Source organism: Leifsonia poae, from assembly GCF_027921845.1.
Taxonomy (GTDB): Bacteria; Actinomycetota; Actinomycetes; order Actinomycetales; family Microbacteriaceae; genus Leifsonia; species Leifsonia poae.
Window position 1 is genome coordinate 448,078 of record NZ_BSEN01000006.1, and the last position, 14,260, is coordinate 462,337.

Sequence of the window (14,260 nt, forward strand, 5' to 3'; positions counted from 1 at the left end):
CGGGTGGGCAGGCGATGATGGTCCGCGGCGTCGTGACGCCGGCGGGTGCCATCCACCGCTATATACTGGTCTATATAAGAGGGGAGGCCGCCGTGGCGATCACATCCATCGACATCGATCCCGACGAGCTTCGCGTCGCGAAGGAGCTGACGGGGGCGACAAGCAACCGTGAAGCGGTCGACCTGGCACTCCGAACCCTGATCGCGGTGAGGCGTCAGCCCGCGGTCGTCGAGCGGATCATCAAGCGGCGGTTCGAAACCGATCAGATCGATGCGCCGACCATCCGCCCGACCGTCGATGAGCGGCCACACGGCACCCTCGAAGATCCGCGGTGACGACCTATCTCGTCGACAACTCGATCTGGCAGAAGGCATCGCGGAGCGAGCGGATCGCTCAGCGGCTCACGGAGATCTCACCGAAGCACCTCATCATCACGTGCCCGCCCCAAGTCCTCGAGTACTGCCATTCCGCCCGCTCGGCCGATGAGTACGCCGAGCTCCGACGAGACATGGATGACTTGCTGCCCGCTCTCGTGCATCCGTCGGAGCAGGACGCCCTCGAGATTCAAGAGGCGTTGTGGGCGCGCGGGATGATGCGCTCAGCCGGAGCGTTCGACTGCCTCATAGCGGCCTTCGCTGTTGTCAACGATGCCGTACTCCTCAACAGCGACCGCGATTTCGGCTACATCGAGTCGGCCACCGGAGGGGCCGTCAAACAGGAGTACGTGCCGGAGTGAGATCGGCGCACTAGCGTCGAGGCCCGGTGTCGAGAGCTGGTTCGTGCGCACCAGACGCCGACGTTCCGTTCGTGGTCAGATCCGCCGCTGTGTCCGCCTTCTCCGAGCGCACGAAGCCGATGCCGACCAGGATGAGCGCCCCGCCCAGCAGCTGCAGCAGGCCGAGCTTCTCGCCGAGGAGCAGCCACGCGTAGAAGGTCGCCGCCACCACCTCGAGCAGCCCGACGAACGACGCGAGCCGCGAGCCGAGCATCTCGGTGGCGGTGATGCTCGCCGCGTAGGCGACAGCGGTCGCGAAGACCCCGATGACGAGAAGCGGGATCCACCACGCGGTCGCCTGGCCGAAGAGCTGAACGTCGTCGAAGCTCACCTGGAACGGGACGATCCCGGTCGCTCCGACAGCCGCGAGCACGACGCCGCCGATGAGGAGGCCCGACGCCGCCAGAGCGACAGGGGGCAGGCCGTCGCTCGGACGGGCGGCGATCACGTAGAAGGCAGCGCAGCCGACCATCCCGAGCACGGCGAAGAAGAGGCCGAGCGGATCGAGCGCTCCGGAGCCGTCGGGGGAGACCACCATCACGAGGCCGGTGACAGCGACGACCGAGCCGATCAGCACCACCGCCTTGGGGGCGTGCCGCGTGAGCGCCCAGGTGACGGCGACCAGGAGCAGCGGTGCCATGTACTCGAGCAGAATTGCGGTGCCGACCGGGATCCGCTGGATCGCCGCGAAGTACACGAGCTGCGTTCCGGCGACGCCGACCAGCGCCATGCCGAGCACCCGCCAGCGTCCGCGCCAGAGCGCCGACCAGCGGCCGCGCAGGGTGATGATTGCGACAGGGATCAGCACGATGCCACCGATCAGGGCCCGCGCCGCCACGGCCGCAGCCGGACTCCAGCCGGCCTCGAGCATCGGCTTCACAAAGGCGCCCGACAGGCCGAACGTGGCCGCAGCGATGATCGCGATGAGGAGTCCGAGTGACGTCGAGGTGCGCTTCATGGCAGGTCCTGGTCAGGGTCTAGGTGGATGATGCTCCTGACGCTACGCTTGTCGTGAGTAAGGAGTCAACTTGCATTTTGCCCCTGACACAGAGGACGCGCTCGAGTTCGCCGTCGTGCTCTGCAACACCGTCCCCAGCGCGTCGCGCAGCGGACAAGACGAGCTGGCGACCCCGGATGCGCTGGCTGCCCTCATCGCCACCAACCGCTACTCGGGGCGTGTCGACCATGACGAGGCCGAACTCCGAGACGTGCACGCGACCCGCGAGCGGCTGCGGCGTACGTGGTCGCTCAACCGGGACGACGCGGCCCTCGAGGTCAACGCGATGCTGGCGGATGCCCGCGCGCTGCCTCACCTGATGCGTCACGACGGCTTCGACTGGCACCTCCACGCCACGGCCCAGGATGCGCCGCTCGCCGAGCGCATCCGCGTCGAAGTGGCGCTCGCGCTGGTCGACGTGATCCGTTCGTCGGAGACCGGCCGCCTGCGGGTGTGCGCCGCCGACGACTGCACAGGCCTGCTGCTCGACCTCTCCCGCAACGGATCGAAGCGCTTCTGCAGCGTGCGATGCGGCAACCGGATGAACATGGTCGCGTTCCGCAAGCGACAGGAGTCCTAGCGCTCGGTCTCGATCGAGGGTCCGTGCTAGTGTGGGCCGACCACATGGTCCGACCACACGATCGAACCCGCCACCTGATCGAATCCGACCGAGGAGTGCCGATGCCGACGGAGCCACGCGCCTGGGAGGGCGTGCTCGCCCACATCGAGGCGCGCCTCGTCGACGGGGATCTGCGGCTCGGCGACCATCTGCCGGCCGAGCGCACCCTCGCGGCCGACCTCGGTGTCGCCCGTTCCAGTGTGCGCGAGGCGATCCGGGTGCTCGAGGCGATGGGGCTCGTGCGCACCCAGACCGGATCGGGACCGAGCTCGGGGGCCATCATCGTCGCCCGTCCGGTCGGGGGCATGCAGGCCCTCATGCGATTGCAGGTCGCCGCGAACGGCTTCCCGGTGGCAGACGTGGTGCGCACGCGTCTGCTCCTCGAGACGGCGGTCGCCGCGGACCTCGCCGAGCGGCCATCCGGCATCGATCTCGCCGATGCGCGGCAGTTGCTCGACGCGATGGACAACCCGGCGCTCACCGCCGAGGAGTTCCTCGCACTCGACGCGCAGTTCCATCTCGCCCTCGCCGAGGCGTCGGGCAACTCGGTCGTCGCCGCCATGATGGCCGGCCTCCGCACGTCCATCGAGAGCTACGTGCTCTCCGGCGCAGCGCGCATCCCCGGCTGGGAGACCATGGCGGCGAGACTCCGCGGCGAGCACCGCGGGATCCTCGGCGCGATCGTCGCGGGCGACGGTCGTGATGCCCGCGCCCGGGTGCACGACCACATCAGCGGCTACTACCGGGATGCGCCTCCCGAATCCGTCGCCTCATCCACCATCCACCACGAATCCCGTTAGGCATCCAGCATGGTCACTCGCCAAGTTCCGAAACCGGCCGAGCTCCTCGAGCTCATGTCGTTCAAGAAGCCCGAGTTCGACGGGAAGAAGCGGCGCCTCCAGAGCGCGCTCACGATCGACGATCTGCGGAAGATCGCCAAGCGCCGCACCCCGAAGGCCGCGTTCGACTACACCGAAGGCGCCGCGGAGGGCGAGCTCTCCCTGGCGCGCGCCCGGCAGGCGTTCGAGGAAATCGAGTTCCACCCGTCGATCCTCCGCGACGTCTCGACGGTCGACACAAGCTGCACGATCTTCGGCGGCCCGTCGGCGCTGCCGTTCGGCATCGCCCCGACCGGCTTCACCCGGCTGATGCAGACCGAGGGCGAGGTCGCGGGCGCGGGAGCGGCGGGGGCCGCCGGCATCCCGTTCACCCTCTCGACCCTCGGAACCACGTCGATCGAAGACGTCAAAGCGGCCAACCCCACCGGCCGCAACTGGTTCCAGCTGTACGTGATGCGGGAGCGGGAGATCTCGTACGAGCTCGTGCGCCGCGCGGCGGCCAACGGATTCGACACCCTCTTCTTCACGGTCGACACCCCGATCGCCGGGGCGCGGCTGCGCGACAAGCGCAACGGCTTCTCGATCCCGCCGCAACTCACCCTCGGCACGATCGTCAACGCCATCCCGCGGCCGTGGTGGTGGTACGACTTCCTCACCACGCCCAAGCTCGAGTTCGCGTCGCTCTCCGCGACCGGCGGCACGGTCGGCGACCTGCTCAACGCCGCGATGGACCCCTCCATCAGCTTCGACGACCTGGCGATCATCCGGGAGCTGTTCCCGGGCAAGATCGTGATCAAGGGCGTGCAGAACGTCGAGGACTCCCGGCGGCTCGTCGACCTCGGCGTCGACGGCATCGTGCTCTCGAACCACGGAGGGCGCCAGCTGGACCGCGCGCCCATCCCGTTCCACCTGCTGCCGCAGGTCGTCAAAGAGGTCGGCAACGACACCGAGATCGCGATCGACACGGGAATCATGAACGGCGCTGACATCGTCGCCGCGTACGCGCTCGGCGCGAAGTTCACCCTGATCGGGCGCGCCTACCTGTACGGCCTCATGGCCGGAGGACGGGCCGGCGTCGACCGCACCATCGAGATCCTCAGCGATCAGCTCGTGCGCACGATGAAGCTGCTCGAGGTCGCCTCCCTCGACGAACTCACCCCGAAGCACGTCACGCAGCTGCGTCGACTCATCCCCGTGAACGAGCCTTTGCAGGCCACCGTCACCCCGTAGCCATCGAGTCCGGGAGAAATCAGTCGCGCGATCACTGGCGCCCCGACTTCTCCCGGACTCGATTGCGGCGGGTCACTCGTCGACGATGCCGATGAAGCGGGAGCCGATGCCGTCGACCTCGCGGCGGTGCAGGCTGGGCAGCGGGTCGGGCAGGTCGCTCGCCGGATGGTGGTCGCAGCTGAGGTAGGTGAAGTCGGGCCACCACTTCTTGGGGCGGGTCGATTCGGTGAAGCCGCAGACGTCGCAGGTCAGCTGCACCCACACCGGCTTCTTGCCGGTGCGATTGGCGCGTGACTGGACGAGCCAGGCGGGCGGATCGTTCGACAGCTCGGCGAATTCGCTCTCGGTCATCCGGGACGGGATGTCGTGACGCTTCGCCATTTCGAGGGAGATGTCGAGACGGAGGGCCGCCTCCCGCCGGGAGATCATCCGTTCACTCTAGGCGACCGACGGCGTCGCCCGATTGCCCCTCACGCGCGCCGAGCCTATGATCGTTGCGCGTTATGCGAACCGTGTGTTCGATTATCGAACACACGATCGAACGACGCACCACCACACGACGAAGTGAGGCAGCCGTGCAGTTCCACGACAAGGGTTATGTCTCCGGTGATCCGCGCATCCAGCCGGCCGCCGGTGTCGGCATCGACCGTCCGAGCGAGCTCCCGGAGGTCGTCGACGTGCTCATCGTCGGCACCGGGCCAGCGGGCATGATCGCCGCGGCGCAGCTCTCGCAGTTCCCCGAGGTGACGACGCGCATCGTCGAGCGGCGTCCCGGACGGCTCGAGATCGGCCAGGCCGACGGCATTCAGGCCCGCAGCGTCGAGACCTTCCAGGCGTTCGGATTCGCCGAGCGCATCATCGCGGAGGCGTACCGCATCACCGAGATGGCGTTCTGGAAGCCGGATCCCGCCGATCCGTCGCGCATCGTGCGTGCCGCCGTCGCGCCCGACGACCCGGCCGGCGTCAGCGAGTTCCCGCACCTCCTGGTCAACCAGGCGCGCGTGCTCGACTACTTCGCCGAGGTGGCGGCGAACTCGCCGACGCGCCTGACCCCCGATTACGGTCTCGAGTTCCGGCGGCTGGAGGTCGCAGAGGGCGAGGAGTATCCGGTCACCGTCACGCTCGCTCACACGAGCGGTGAGCGGGACGGGCAGGAGCGGATCGTGCGCGCGAAGTACGTGATGGGGGCCGACGGGGCACACAGCCGCGTGCGCGAGGCGATCGGATGCACGATGGCGGGCGACCAGGCCAACCACGCGTGGGGCGTGATGGACGTGCTCGCGGTCACCGACTTCCCCGACATCCGCACGAAGTGCGCCATCCAGTCGGGCTCGGGCGGCAACATCCTGCTCATCCCGCGCGAGGGCGGGTACCTCTTCCGCATGTACGTCGACCTGGGCGAGGCGTCGGGTGAGAACGCGCGTGCCGTGCGCGCGACGACGATCGAGCAGATCATCGCGAAGGCGAACGAGATCCTCCACCCGTACACGCTGGACGTGAGGAACGTCGCGTGGCACAGCGTCTACGAGGTCGCGCACCGGCTGACCGACCGCTTCGACGACGTCACCCCGGATGCGATCGGCACGCGCACACCGCGGGTGTTCATCGCCGGCGACGCCTGCCACACGCACAGCGCGAAGGCCGGTCAGGGAATGAACGTGTCGATGCAGGACGGCTTCAACCTGGGCTGGAAGCTCGGTCACGTGCTGGAGGGACGGAGCCCGGAGAGCCTGCTGGCCACGTACTCCGCCGAGCGCCAGGTGATCGCCCAGAACCTGATCGACTTCGACAAGCAGTGGTCGACTCTCATGGCGACGAAGCCATCCGACCTCGACGATCCGTCGGAGCTGGAGGACTTCTACGTTCGCACGGCCGAGTTCCCGGCCGGCTTCATGACGCAGTACGCGCCGTCGATGCTCATCGCCGAGCCCGCGCACCAGTCGCTCGCGACCGGGTTCCCGATCGGCAAGCGGTTCAAGTCCGCACCGGTCGAGCGCGTGTGCGACGGCAACCCGGTGCAGCTCGGTCACCATGCCCGCGCCGACGGTCGCTGGCGCATCTACGTCTTCGCCGACGCGGCGGCGGGCGCGGACGCCGCTGGCGCTGGGTCAGCGGTGGCCGAGTTCGCGGAGTGGATCGCGCACGCCCCCGACTCGCCGATCGTCGCCTACACGCCCGAGGGCGCCAACGTCGACGCCTGGTTCGACGTGAAGGTCGTCTACCAGCAGAGCCACGGGCAGGTCGACCTCGGAGCTGTGCCCACCGCGTTCCTCCCGCGCACCGGACCGTTCGACCTGGTCGACTACGAGAAGGTGTACGCCGCCGACCCGCAGCACGACATCTTCGAGCTGCGAGGGATCGACCGCGGCGGAGCCGTCGTCGTCGTGCGCCCCGACCAGTATGTGTCGAACGTGCTGCCGCTGGCCGCGACGGCGGAGCTCTCCGCGTTCTTCGAGCCGCTTCTGCTCTCCCGTCGTCACGCGGCCGCGCGCTAGCACGGGGTTGCGCGGACCTCGACCGCCTCAGACCTGCGAACCGAGCTTGAAGCCGAGCTCGGCGTCGTTCTTGCGCGTGTACGAGAACCCGTCGGCGCCGATCGTCACCTCGGACTCGCGGGCTTCGGTGCGGTGCGTGAGGGCGACCGGTTCGCCATCCAGATCGAGCACCGTCGAGGCGTTCGCGTACCAGCTCGGCACGACCGGATTGCCCCACCAGTCGCGCCGCTGGTTGTCGTGCACGTCCCAGGTCACCACCGGGTTGTCCGGATCCCCCGTGTAGTAGTCGTGGGTGTAGATCTCGATGCGATGGCCGTCGGGGTCGAGCAGGTAGAGGTAGAACGCATTCGAGACGCCGTGCCGCCCGGGCCCGCGCTCGATCCGGTCCGACTGGCGCAACGCTCCGAGGTGGTCGCAGAGGTGCAGGATCTGGCTGCGCTCGTGCGTGGCGAAGGCGATGTGGTGCATCCGGGGCCCGTCGCCGCCGGTGAGCGCCACGTCGTGCACGGTGGCCTTGCGGTGCATCCACGCGGCGTAGACGACATCCTCATCGTCTTTGATGTCTTCGGAGACGCGGAAGCCGAGGCCCTCGTAGTAGTCGCGGGCCGCGGGGACGTCGGGGGTGACGATGTTGAAGTGGTCGAGTCGCGAGATGGCGCCGGCGCCCTGCACGTCGTAGCGGCGGGTGAAGCGCTCGACGTGCTCGGAGTCGTAGAAGAACTCGATCGGGAAGCCGAGCGGGTCCTCGATGCGCACGGCTTCGCCGACCCCGCGCGTCGCGCCGGCCGCGCGACGCTCGACGCGCACGCCGAGCTGTTCGTAGTAGGCGACCGCGGCGTCGAGCTCGCCGGCGCTGCGCACGCGGTAGGCGAGTGCGGCCAGGGCGGGCACCGGCCCCCGCCGCAGGATGAGCGAGTGGTGCAGATACTCCTCGAAGGCGCGCAGGTAGAGCGTGTCGTCGTCTTCGTACGTGACGACCAGTCCGAGAACGCCGACGTAGAAGGCCCGGGACGCGGCGATGTCGGAGACGATGAGCTCGGCGTAGGCGGCGCGGATGACGTCGGGCGGCGTGACGGACGGGGTCGGCAGTGCAGGCATGGGCTTCTCCTCGGTGAGTAGCGGCGTCAGTGGGCGGTGGCGCCGAAGCGCGCGGTGTGGACGGGACCGAGCGTGATGTGCACGGCCTGCTGATGGGTGTAGAAGTCGATTGACCGGTAGCCGCCCTCGTGCCCGAGACCGGACGCCTTGACGCCGCCGAAGGGCGTGCGCAGGTCGCGGACGTTGTGCGAATTGAGCCAGACCATCCCGCTCTCGACGTTGCGGGCGAAGGTGTGCGCGCGCTCGAGGTCGCGCGTCCAGATGTAGGCGGCCAGACCGTAGCGCACGCCGTTGGCGAGAGCGAGCGCCTCGTCGTCGGAGTCGAACGGCGTGATCGCGACGACCGGGCCGAAGATCTCCTCCTGGAAGATGCGGGCGTCGGGGGCGACGTCGGCGAACACGGTCGGCGCGACGTAGTTGCCGGTGTCCAGCCCCGTCGGGCGCCCGCCTCCGGCGAGCAGGCGACCCTCGGTCTTGCCGAGCTCGACGTAGCTCATGACCTTCTCGAAGTGCTCGGGATGCACGAGCGCGCCGACCTCGGTCGCCGGGTCGTGCGGGTCGCCGACCACGATGTTCCTCGCCCGCTCCGCGTACCGCTCGAGGAACTCATCGTAGATCGCGCGTTCGACCAGGATGCGGGAGCCGGCCGTGCAGCGCTCGCCGTTGAGCGAGAAGACGCCGAACAAGGTCGAGTCGATCGCGGCGTCGAGGTCGGCGTCCGCGAAGACGACGGCGGGGGACTTGCCGCCGAGTTCCATCGAGAGACCCTTGAGGAAGGGGGCGGCGTTGGCGAAGATCAACTGCCCGGTGCTGCTCTCGCCCGTGAACGAGATGAGCGGCACATCCGGATGCTTCACCAGCGCGTCGCCCGCCTCCTCGCCGAGCCCGTTCACCAGGTTGAAGACGCCGTCGGGCACCCCCGCGTCGCGGAAGATCTGCGCCCACAGGCCGGCGGACAGTGGTGTTAACTCGGCCGGCTTGAGCACGACGGTGCAGCCGGAGGCGAGCGCCGGGGCGAGCTTCCAGCTCTCGAGCATGAACGGGGTGTTCCAGGGCGTGATGAGCCCTGCCACGCCCACCGGCTTGCGGTTGACGTAGTTGAGCTGTGCGCCGGGCACCGAATAGGCGTCGTCGGTCTGGGCGACGATCAGGTCGGCGAAGAACCGGAAGTTCTCGGCCGCGCGCTGAGCCTGGCCGAGCGCCTGCGTGATCGGCAGGCCGGTGTCGAAAGTCTCGAGCTCGGCGAGCCGGGCATCCTGGGCCTCGATCGCGTCGGCGATCTGGTCGAGCACCCGCGCGCGCTGGCGTGGCTTCATGCGCGGCCACGGTCCGTCGGTGAAGGCGCGGGTCGCGGCGGCGACGGCCAGGTCGACGTCCTCCTTCTGACCGGCGGCGGCGGTGGCGTACGGCTGGTTCGACACGGGGTCGAGTACGGCGAAGGTCGCGCCGGAGACGCTGTCGACGAACGCGCCGTCGATGTAGTGCCGGAGGTGGTCGGGCAGGTTCTCGGGGACGTAGTGCGTGGCCATGCTGGCTCCTCGGTGGTGTCGGCGGGCGCTCAGTGGTGGCGCTTGTGGACGTCTTGGTAGGCGTGGAAGGCGTCGAGCGTGGCGAGGCGGTGACGCCGCGCGGCGAGCTCGATCTCGAGGGGGTCCGCGCCGGTCTCGATGAGCCGCACGATCTGCTCGTGCTCGTCCACCGACTCGCGAGCGCGGCCGGGGACGAAGCTGAAGGTCGAGTCGCGCAGCACGGCGAGCCGGTTCCAGCCGCGGTGCACCAGGTCGAGGATGTGCGGGTTGGGGCACTCCTCGAACAGCACCGAGTGGAACTCCTGGTTCAGCTGCGTGAAGCGGTGCGGGATGAAGTCGTCGAGGCACGCGATCATCTCGCGGTTGACCTCGCGCGCGCGTCGCAGGTGACCGGCGGTGAGCAGCGGGGCCGAGAGCCGGGTGGCCGCCCCCTCCACCAGCGCCAGCGTCTCCATCGTGTAGCTGTACTCGGTCTCGTGCAGCAGGGCGACCTGGGCGCCGACGTTCTTCTCGAAGGTCACCAGGCCCTCCGCCTCGAGCCGCCGGATCGCTTCCCGCACGGGCACGACGCTGACGCCGAGTTCGCCCGCGATCTGGCCGAGCACGAGGCGGAAGCCCGACACGTACCGGCCATCCTCGATCCGCTGCCGGATGTGGTCGTAGGCGACCTGGGACTTGCTCGGCGTGACGCTGCCTACTGCTGCTGCCGCCACGCGCGGTACCTCTCTCTCCACTCGGCGTTCATCGGGAAGAGCCCGTCGACACGCTCGCCGCCGGCGACCTGCTCGGCCACGAACTCCTCCTCGCGCTCCTGCTCGATCGCGTCGGCGGCGACCTCCGCGACCAGCGACGGCGGGATGACCAGCAGCCCGTCGGCGTCGCCGACGATCACGTCGCCCGGCAGCACGGTCGCTCCGCCGCACGCCACCGCCACGTCCACCTCCCACGGGACGTGCTTGCGGCCGAGCACGGCCGGATGGGCGCCCGCGTGGTAGGTCGGGATGTCGAGGGCCGAGACGACGGCCAGGTCGCGTACGCCGCCGTCGGTCACGATGCCGGCCGCGCCGTTCACCTGGGCGCGAAGGGCCAGGATGTCGCCGACGGTGCCGCTGCCGCGCTCGCCGCGGGCCTCGATCACGATGACCTCGCCGGGGGCAACCTCGTCGAATGCGCGCTTCTGAGCGTTGAAGCCGCCGCCGTGCGACTCGAAGAGGTCTTCGCGGTTCGGCAGGTAACGCAGCGTCTTCGCCGTGCCGACGATCCGGGCATCCGGATGCGTCGTGGTGAGGCCGTCGATCGACACGTTGTTCAGGCCGCGCTTGCGCAGCTGCGAGCTGAGCGTGGCGGTGGCGACGCTCGCGAGCTGCGCGCGCAGGTCGTCGGAGAGCGACCAGGGCCGCGCTTGTGGTTCCGCGGGTGTGCCCCAGGCCTCGGCGCGCTGGACATCGTCGACGGACGGCTGCGCGCCATAGGCGCCGAACGGGGTGTCGCCCGCGACGATCCGCGTGGTCAGCCGTCCACTGCTCGGCGCGCCCGGCGCCGTCGGTGCGTCGACCTCGACCTCGACCACGTCGCCGGGGCTCGTGACGGACGACCCGGCGGGAGTCCCCGTGAGGATGACATCGCCCGGCTCCAGGGTCAGGAGCTGCGACAGGTCGGCGACGAGCTGGCCGAACGGGAAGAGCAGGTCGTCGGTGCTGCCCTCCTGCACCAGACGGCCATTCAGCCAGGTGCGCACGCGCAGTGCGCCGGGGTCGACGGCCGCGGCCGGGATGACGGAGGGCCCGAGCGGCGTGAAACCGTCACCGCCCTTGGAGCGCACGTTGGAACCGCGATCCGCGCTGCGCAGATCGTAGAGCCCGAAGTCGTTCGACGCCGTGACACCGGAGACCGCCGCCCAGCCGTCCTCCGGGGAGACGCGTCGGGTGCGGCGCCCGATGATGAGCGCGATCTCGCCCTCGAACGCGAGCAGCTCGGTGCCCGCCGGGCGCTCGAGCTCGCCGCCGGTCGCGGCGACGGAGGAGGCCGGCTTGAAGAAGTACGAGGGTGCGGCGGGGGTGCGCCCGCGCTGCGCCGCCCGTGAGCGGTAGTTGAGGTGCACGGCGATGATCTTGCCGGGGCGCATGACGTCGGTCATCGGGTCACTCCGCATCCGAGCCGGTGTCGTCGTCGGCGTCGGCCGTGACGCCGGCATCCGCGATGAAGCGGTCGGCCAGAGCCTCGGACGACCGGGCGAGCAACGTCACATCCGCGCCGACCAGCACGAAGGCCGCGCCCGCCTCGACGTAGCGGTCGGCCATCGCGGGATCGAAGGCGTTCACGCCCACCGGCGTGCCGGCCGCGATCCCGATGCGGATGACCTCCTCGACGGCGGCCACGACGTCCGGATGGCTCTGCTGCCCGAGCAGGCCCATCGAAGCGGCGAGGTCGGCCGGTCCGACGAGCATCGCGTCCACGCCATCCACCGACGCGATCGCCGCGGCATCGGCGAGCCCCTCCACGGTCTCGATCTGGACGGTGAGCGAGACGAGGTCGGCTGCGCGCCCGACGTAGTCGTCGATGCGGCTCCAGCGCGACGACCGGGCGAGCGCGCTGCCGACGCCGCGCATCCCGAGCGGCGGGTAGCGCACGGCGCGCACCATCTCCTCCGCGCGGGCGGCGCTGTCCACCATGGGCACGAGGATGTTCTGCGCGCCGAGGTCGAGCAGCTGCTTGACGATGACGGGATCGCCGATGGGCGCACGCACGATCGGCACGACCGGATACGCGGCGACGGCCTGCAGCTGCGCCAGGATCGACTCCAGCGAGACGGGGGAGTGCTCGCCGTCGATCAGCACGATGTCGAGACCGCTCCCCGCGCAGATCTCGGCGACGAGCGCGCTGCCGGAGCACGACCAGATGCCGAACAGCGGTCGGTCGGTCACCGTCAGGTGGTCGGCGAAGGTGGGCGTCGGCTCCTGGGAGTGCGCGCTCAGACGAATCGGCATGTGATGGCTCCCAGGGTTCCGTAGTCCGCGTGGATGGTGTCGCCGCGTTCGACCCACAGCGGGCGGGTGAACGACCCGGCGAGCACGATCTGCCCGGCTTCGAGGCGGCCGCCGTGCTGCGCGAGCTTGTTCGCGAGCCAGGCGACACCGGTCGCCGGATGGTTCAGCACCGCCGCGGCCAGGCCGGACTCCTCGATGGTCTCGTTGCGGTAGAGCAGGGCGCCGACCCAGCGGAGGTCGACCTTGTCGGGCGCGACCGGACGGCCGCCGACGACCATCCCGCCCATCGCCGCATTGTCGGCGATCGTGTCCACGATGGTGCGTCCGGTCAGCTCGATGCGCGAGCTCAGGATCTCGAGGGCCGGCACGACGTACGAGGTCGCCGCGAGCACGTCGAACAGGGTGACATCCGGACCTTCGAGCGGCGCGCCGAGCACGAAGGCCAGCTCCACCTCGATGCGCACGTTCGAGTACTGGTCGAACGGGATGACCGCACCCGTCTGGTGCACCATGTCGTCGAAGATGGCGCCGTAGTCGGGCTCGGTGATGCCGGTGGCCTGCTGCATCACCTTGGAGGTCAGGCCGATCTTCCGGCCGACGAGCCGGCGTCCGTCGGCGACGCCCCCCTCGACGCGCAACTGCTGCACGGCATACGAGTCGTCGACCGTCATGCCGGGGTGTCTGTCGGTCAGCAGCGGAACGGTGGTGTGCTCCCGCTCGGCCGTCGCGAGTTCGTCGGCGATGGCCTGAATGGTCGGGGTGTCGAGCATCCGGCGGATCCTCTCGCTCGTCTGGCGCCTCGTCGTCGAGGCGCAGGGCGATTGTATACGATCCGTGATGCGGATGATAGGACGTCGCAGGCGCGCGGGCGCATGGCGCCTCAGCGCAGGTCCACGGCGCCTCAGCGCAGGTCGGCCGCGATCTCTGCTGCGGCCTGGGCGAGCCGCGCCCCGATCGCGGCGGTGTCCCGCCCGTTCGCCACGTAGACGACGGCGACCGCGGCGACCGGCTGGCCGGTGACCGCGAGCGGGGCGGCGACCGACGCCAGGCCCGGGATCACCTCGTCGTGACTGGTTGCATAACCGCGGGCGCGCGCGTCTGCGGCCTCGTCGCGCGGGTGCTCGTCGGGCAGGGTGCGCCACTGCGAATCGGTCAGCGCCGACTGGATGGCGATGCCGGGCGCACCGGAGGCCAGCGGGTGCCGCGTGCCGGGACGCTGCGCGACGGACGCGTGGGCGTGGGCGGGCTCGACGGCCACGAGGGTGACGACATCGCGCCGGTCGAGCACGGCGAGGAAGGCGGTCATCGAGAGATCGTTCGCGACCGCCGTGAGCTGGGGGAGCGCGGCCGCCTGCAGATCGCGCGAGACCGACCGGGCGAGGGTCGCCATCCGCGGTCCGAGCTGCACGGAGCCGGACCGATCGCGCACGACCAGGCCGTGATCCTCGAGCGTGCGCAGGATGCGGTACGCGATGGACCGGTGCACGCCGAGCGCGGCGGCGATCGAGGCGATCGTCATCGGGGCGCCGCGCTCCGCCAGCACCTCGAGCACCCGGATGCCCCGCGACAGCGTCTGGGAATGCGGAGCGGGAGCGGCGTCGCCGGTCGGATCGCCGGCCGTTTCGCCGCCGGGTCCGGTGGTCACGGGCATGGCCTCATTGTCTCGCATCCGCCCCCTCCCGCCGGCACCC

The 14,260-nt window shown here is 69.9% G+C and carries 15 protein-coding genes; 6 read left to right on the forward strand and 9 right to left on the reverse strand.

Features of this window, described 5'->3' with window-relative positions:
- Positions 1-14: 14 nt before the first annotated feature.
- Entirely contained in the window at positions 15-335 is a 321-nt protein-coding gene (locus PKE84_RS09105; RefSeq protein WP_271176912.1) for a type II toxin-antitoxin system VapB family antitoxin, read from the forward strand.
- Complete coding sequence (locus tag PKE84_RS09110) at positions 332-736, forward strand: PIN domain-containing protein (RefSeq protein ID WP_271176913.1); 405 nt, start codon at positions 332-334, stop codon at positions 734-736. Before PKE84_RS09105 ends, PKE84_RS09110 begins: the two co-directional genes overlap by 4 nt.
- Positions 737-746: 10 nt before the next feature.
- Here PKE84_RS09110 and PKE84_RS09115 read toward each other — a convergent pair whose 3' ends face one another.
- Positions 747-1,733, reverse strand: coding sequence for a DMT family transporter (locus tag PKE84_RS09115; RefSeq protein ID WP_271176914.1), 987 nt, complete (start codon positions 1,731-1,733; stop codon positions 747-749).
- Between the two features lie 70 nt (positions 1,734-1,803).
- Here PKE84_RS09115 and PKE84_RS09120 point away from each other — a divergent pair, with 70 nt between their 5' ends.
- The 3 genes from PKE84_RS09120 to PKE84_RS09130 all read left to right on the forward strand — a co-directional run bounded on the left by PKE84_RS09120 (position 1,804) and on the right by PKE84_RS09130 (position 4,460).
- Positions 1,804-2,352 carry a CGNR zinc finger domain-containing protein gene (locus PKE84_RS09120; protein WP_271176915.1) on the forward strand — a complete coding sequence of 183 codons (549 nt, stop codon included), beginning with the start codon at positions 1,804-1,806 and terminating at the stop codon, positions 2,350-2,352.
- A 101-nt stretch (positions 2,353-2,453) separates the two neighbouring features.
- The gene (locus PKE84_RS09125; protein ID WP_271176916.1) at positions 2,454-3,191 is read left to right on the forward strand and encodes a FadR/GntR family transcriptional regulator; all 738 of its coding nucleotides are present in this window, start codon (positions 2,454-2,456) and stop codon (positions 3,189-3,191) included.
- A gap of 9 nt (positions 3,192-3,200) precedes the next feature.
- A complete protein-coding gene (locus PKE84_RS09130; RefSeq protein ID WP_271176917.1) occupies positions 3,201-4,460 on the forward strand; it encodes an alpha-hydroxy acid oxidase in 1,260 nt (419 codons plus the stop codon).
- 72 nt (positions 4,461-4,532) lie between these two features.
- Here PKE84_RS09130 and PKE84_RS09135 read toward each other — a convergent pair whose 3' ends face one another.
- On the reverse strand, positions 4,533-4,889 hold the full coding sequence (locus PKE84_RS09135; protein WP_271176918.1) for a DUF5997 family protein: 357 nt from the start codon (positions 4,887-4,889) through the stop codon (positions 4,533-4,535).
- Between the two features lie 146 nt (positions 4,890-5,035).
- On the opposite strand from PKE84_RS09135, the gene PKE84_RS09140 reads away from it, so the two are divergent.
- Positions 5,036-6,955 (forward strand): FAD-binding monooxygenase, encoded by a 1,920-nt coding sequence (locus PKE84_RS09140; protein WP_271176919.1) that lies wholly within the window; start codon positions 5,036-5,038, stop codon positions 6,953-6,955.
- A 27-nt stretch (positions 6,956-6,982) separates the two neighbouring features.
- Here the strand turns inward: PKE84_RS09140 and hpaD are convergent, their stop codons facing one another.
- The 7 genes from hpaD to PKE84_RS09175 all read right to left on the reverse strand — a co-directional run bounded on the left by hpaD (position 6,983) and on the right by PKE84_RS09175 (position 14,220).
- Positions 6,983-8,053: a 3,4-dihydroxyphenylacetate 2,3-dioxygenase gene (hpaD, locus tag PKE84_RS09145; RefSeq protein WP_271176920.1), complete on the reverse strand. Its 1,071-nt coding sequence runs from the start codon at positions 8,051-8,053 to the stop codon at positions 6,983-6,985.
- Between the two features lie 26 nt (positions 8,054-8,079).
- Positions 8,080-9,582 (reverse strand): 5-carboxymethyl-2-hydroxymuconate semialdehyde dehydrogenase, encoded by a 1,503-nt coding sequence (hpaE, locus tag PKE84_RS09150; RefSeq protein ID WP_271176921.1) that lies wholly within the window; start codon positions 9,580-9,582, stop codon positions 8,080-8,082.
- Between the two features lie 29 nt (positions 9,583-9,611).
- The gene (locus PKE84_RS09155; protein WP_271176922.1) at positions 9,612-10,295 is read right to left on the reverse strand and encodes a GntR family transcriptional regulator; all 684 of its coding nucleotides are present in this window, start codon (positions 10,293-10,295) and stop codon (positions 9,612-9,614) included.
- Positions 10,277-11,719 carry a fumarylacetoacetate hydrolase family protein gene (locus tag PKE84_RS09160; RefSeq protein WP_271176923.1) on the reverse strand — a complete coding sequence of 481 codons (1,443 nt, stop codon included), beginning with the start codon at positions 11,717-11,719 and terminating at the stop codon, positions 10,277-10,279. Before PKE84_RS09160 ends, PKE84_RS09155 begins: the two co-directional genes overlap by 19 nt.
- A gap of 4 nt (positions 11,720-11,723) precedes the next feature.
- Positions 11,724-12,569, reverse strand: a complete 846-nt coding sequence (locus PKE84_RS09165) for an HpcH/HpaI aldolase family protein (protein WP_271176924.1) — start codon at positions 12,567-12,569, stop codon at positions 11,724-11,726.
- Entirely contained in the window at positions 12,554-13,339 is a 786-nt protein-coding gene (gene hpaH / locus PKE84_RS09170) for a 2-oxo-hept-4-ene-1,7-dioate hydratase (RefSeq protein WP_271176925.1), read from the reverse strand. The genes PKE84_RS09165 and hpaH overlap by 16 nt, the downstream gene beginning before the upstream one ends.
- 131 nt (positions 13,340-13,470) lie before the next feature.
- Positions 13,471-14,220 carry an IclR family transcriptional regulator gene (locus PKE84_RS09175; RefSeq protein WP_271176926.1) on the reverse strand — a complete coding sequence of 250 codons (750 nt, stop codon included), beginning with the start codon at positions 14,218-14,220 and terminating at the stop codon, positions 13,471-13,473.
- Positions 14,221-14,260 lie beyond the last annotated feature (40 nt).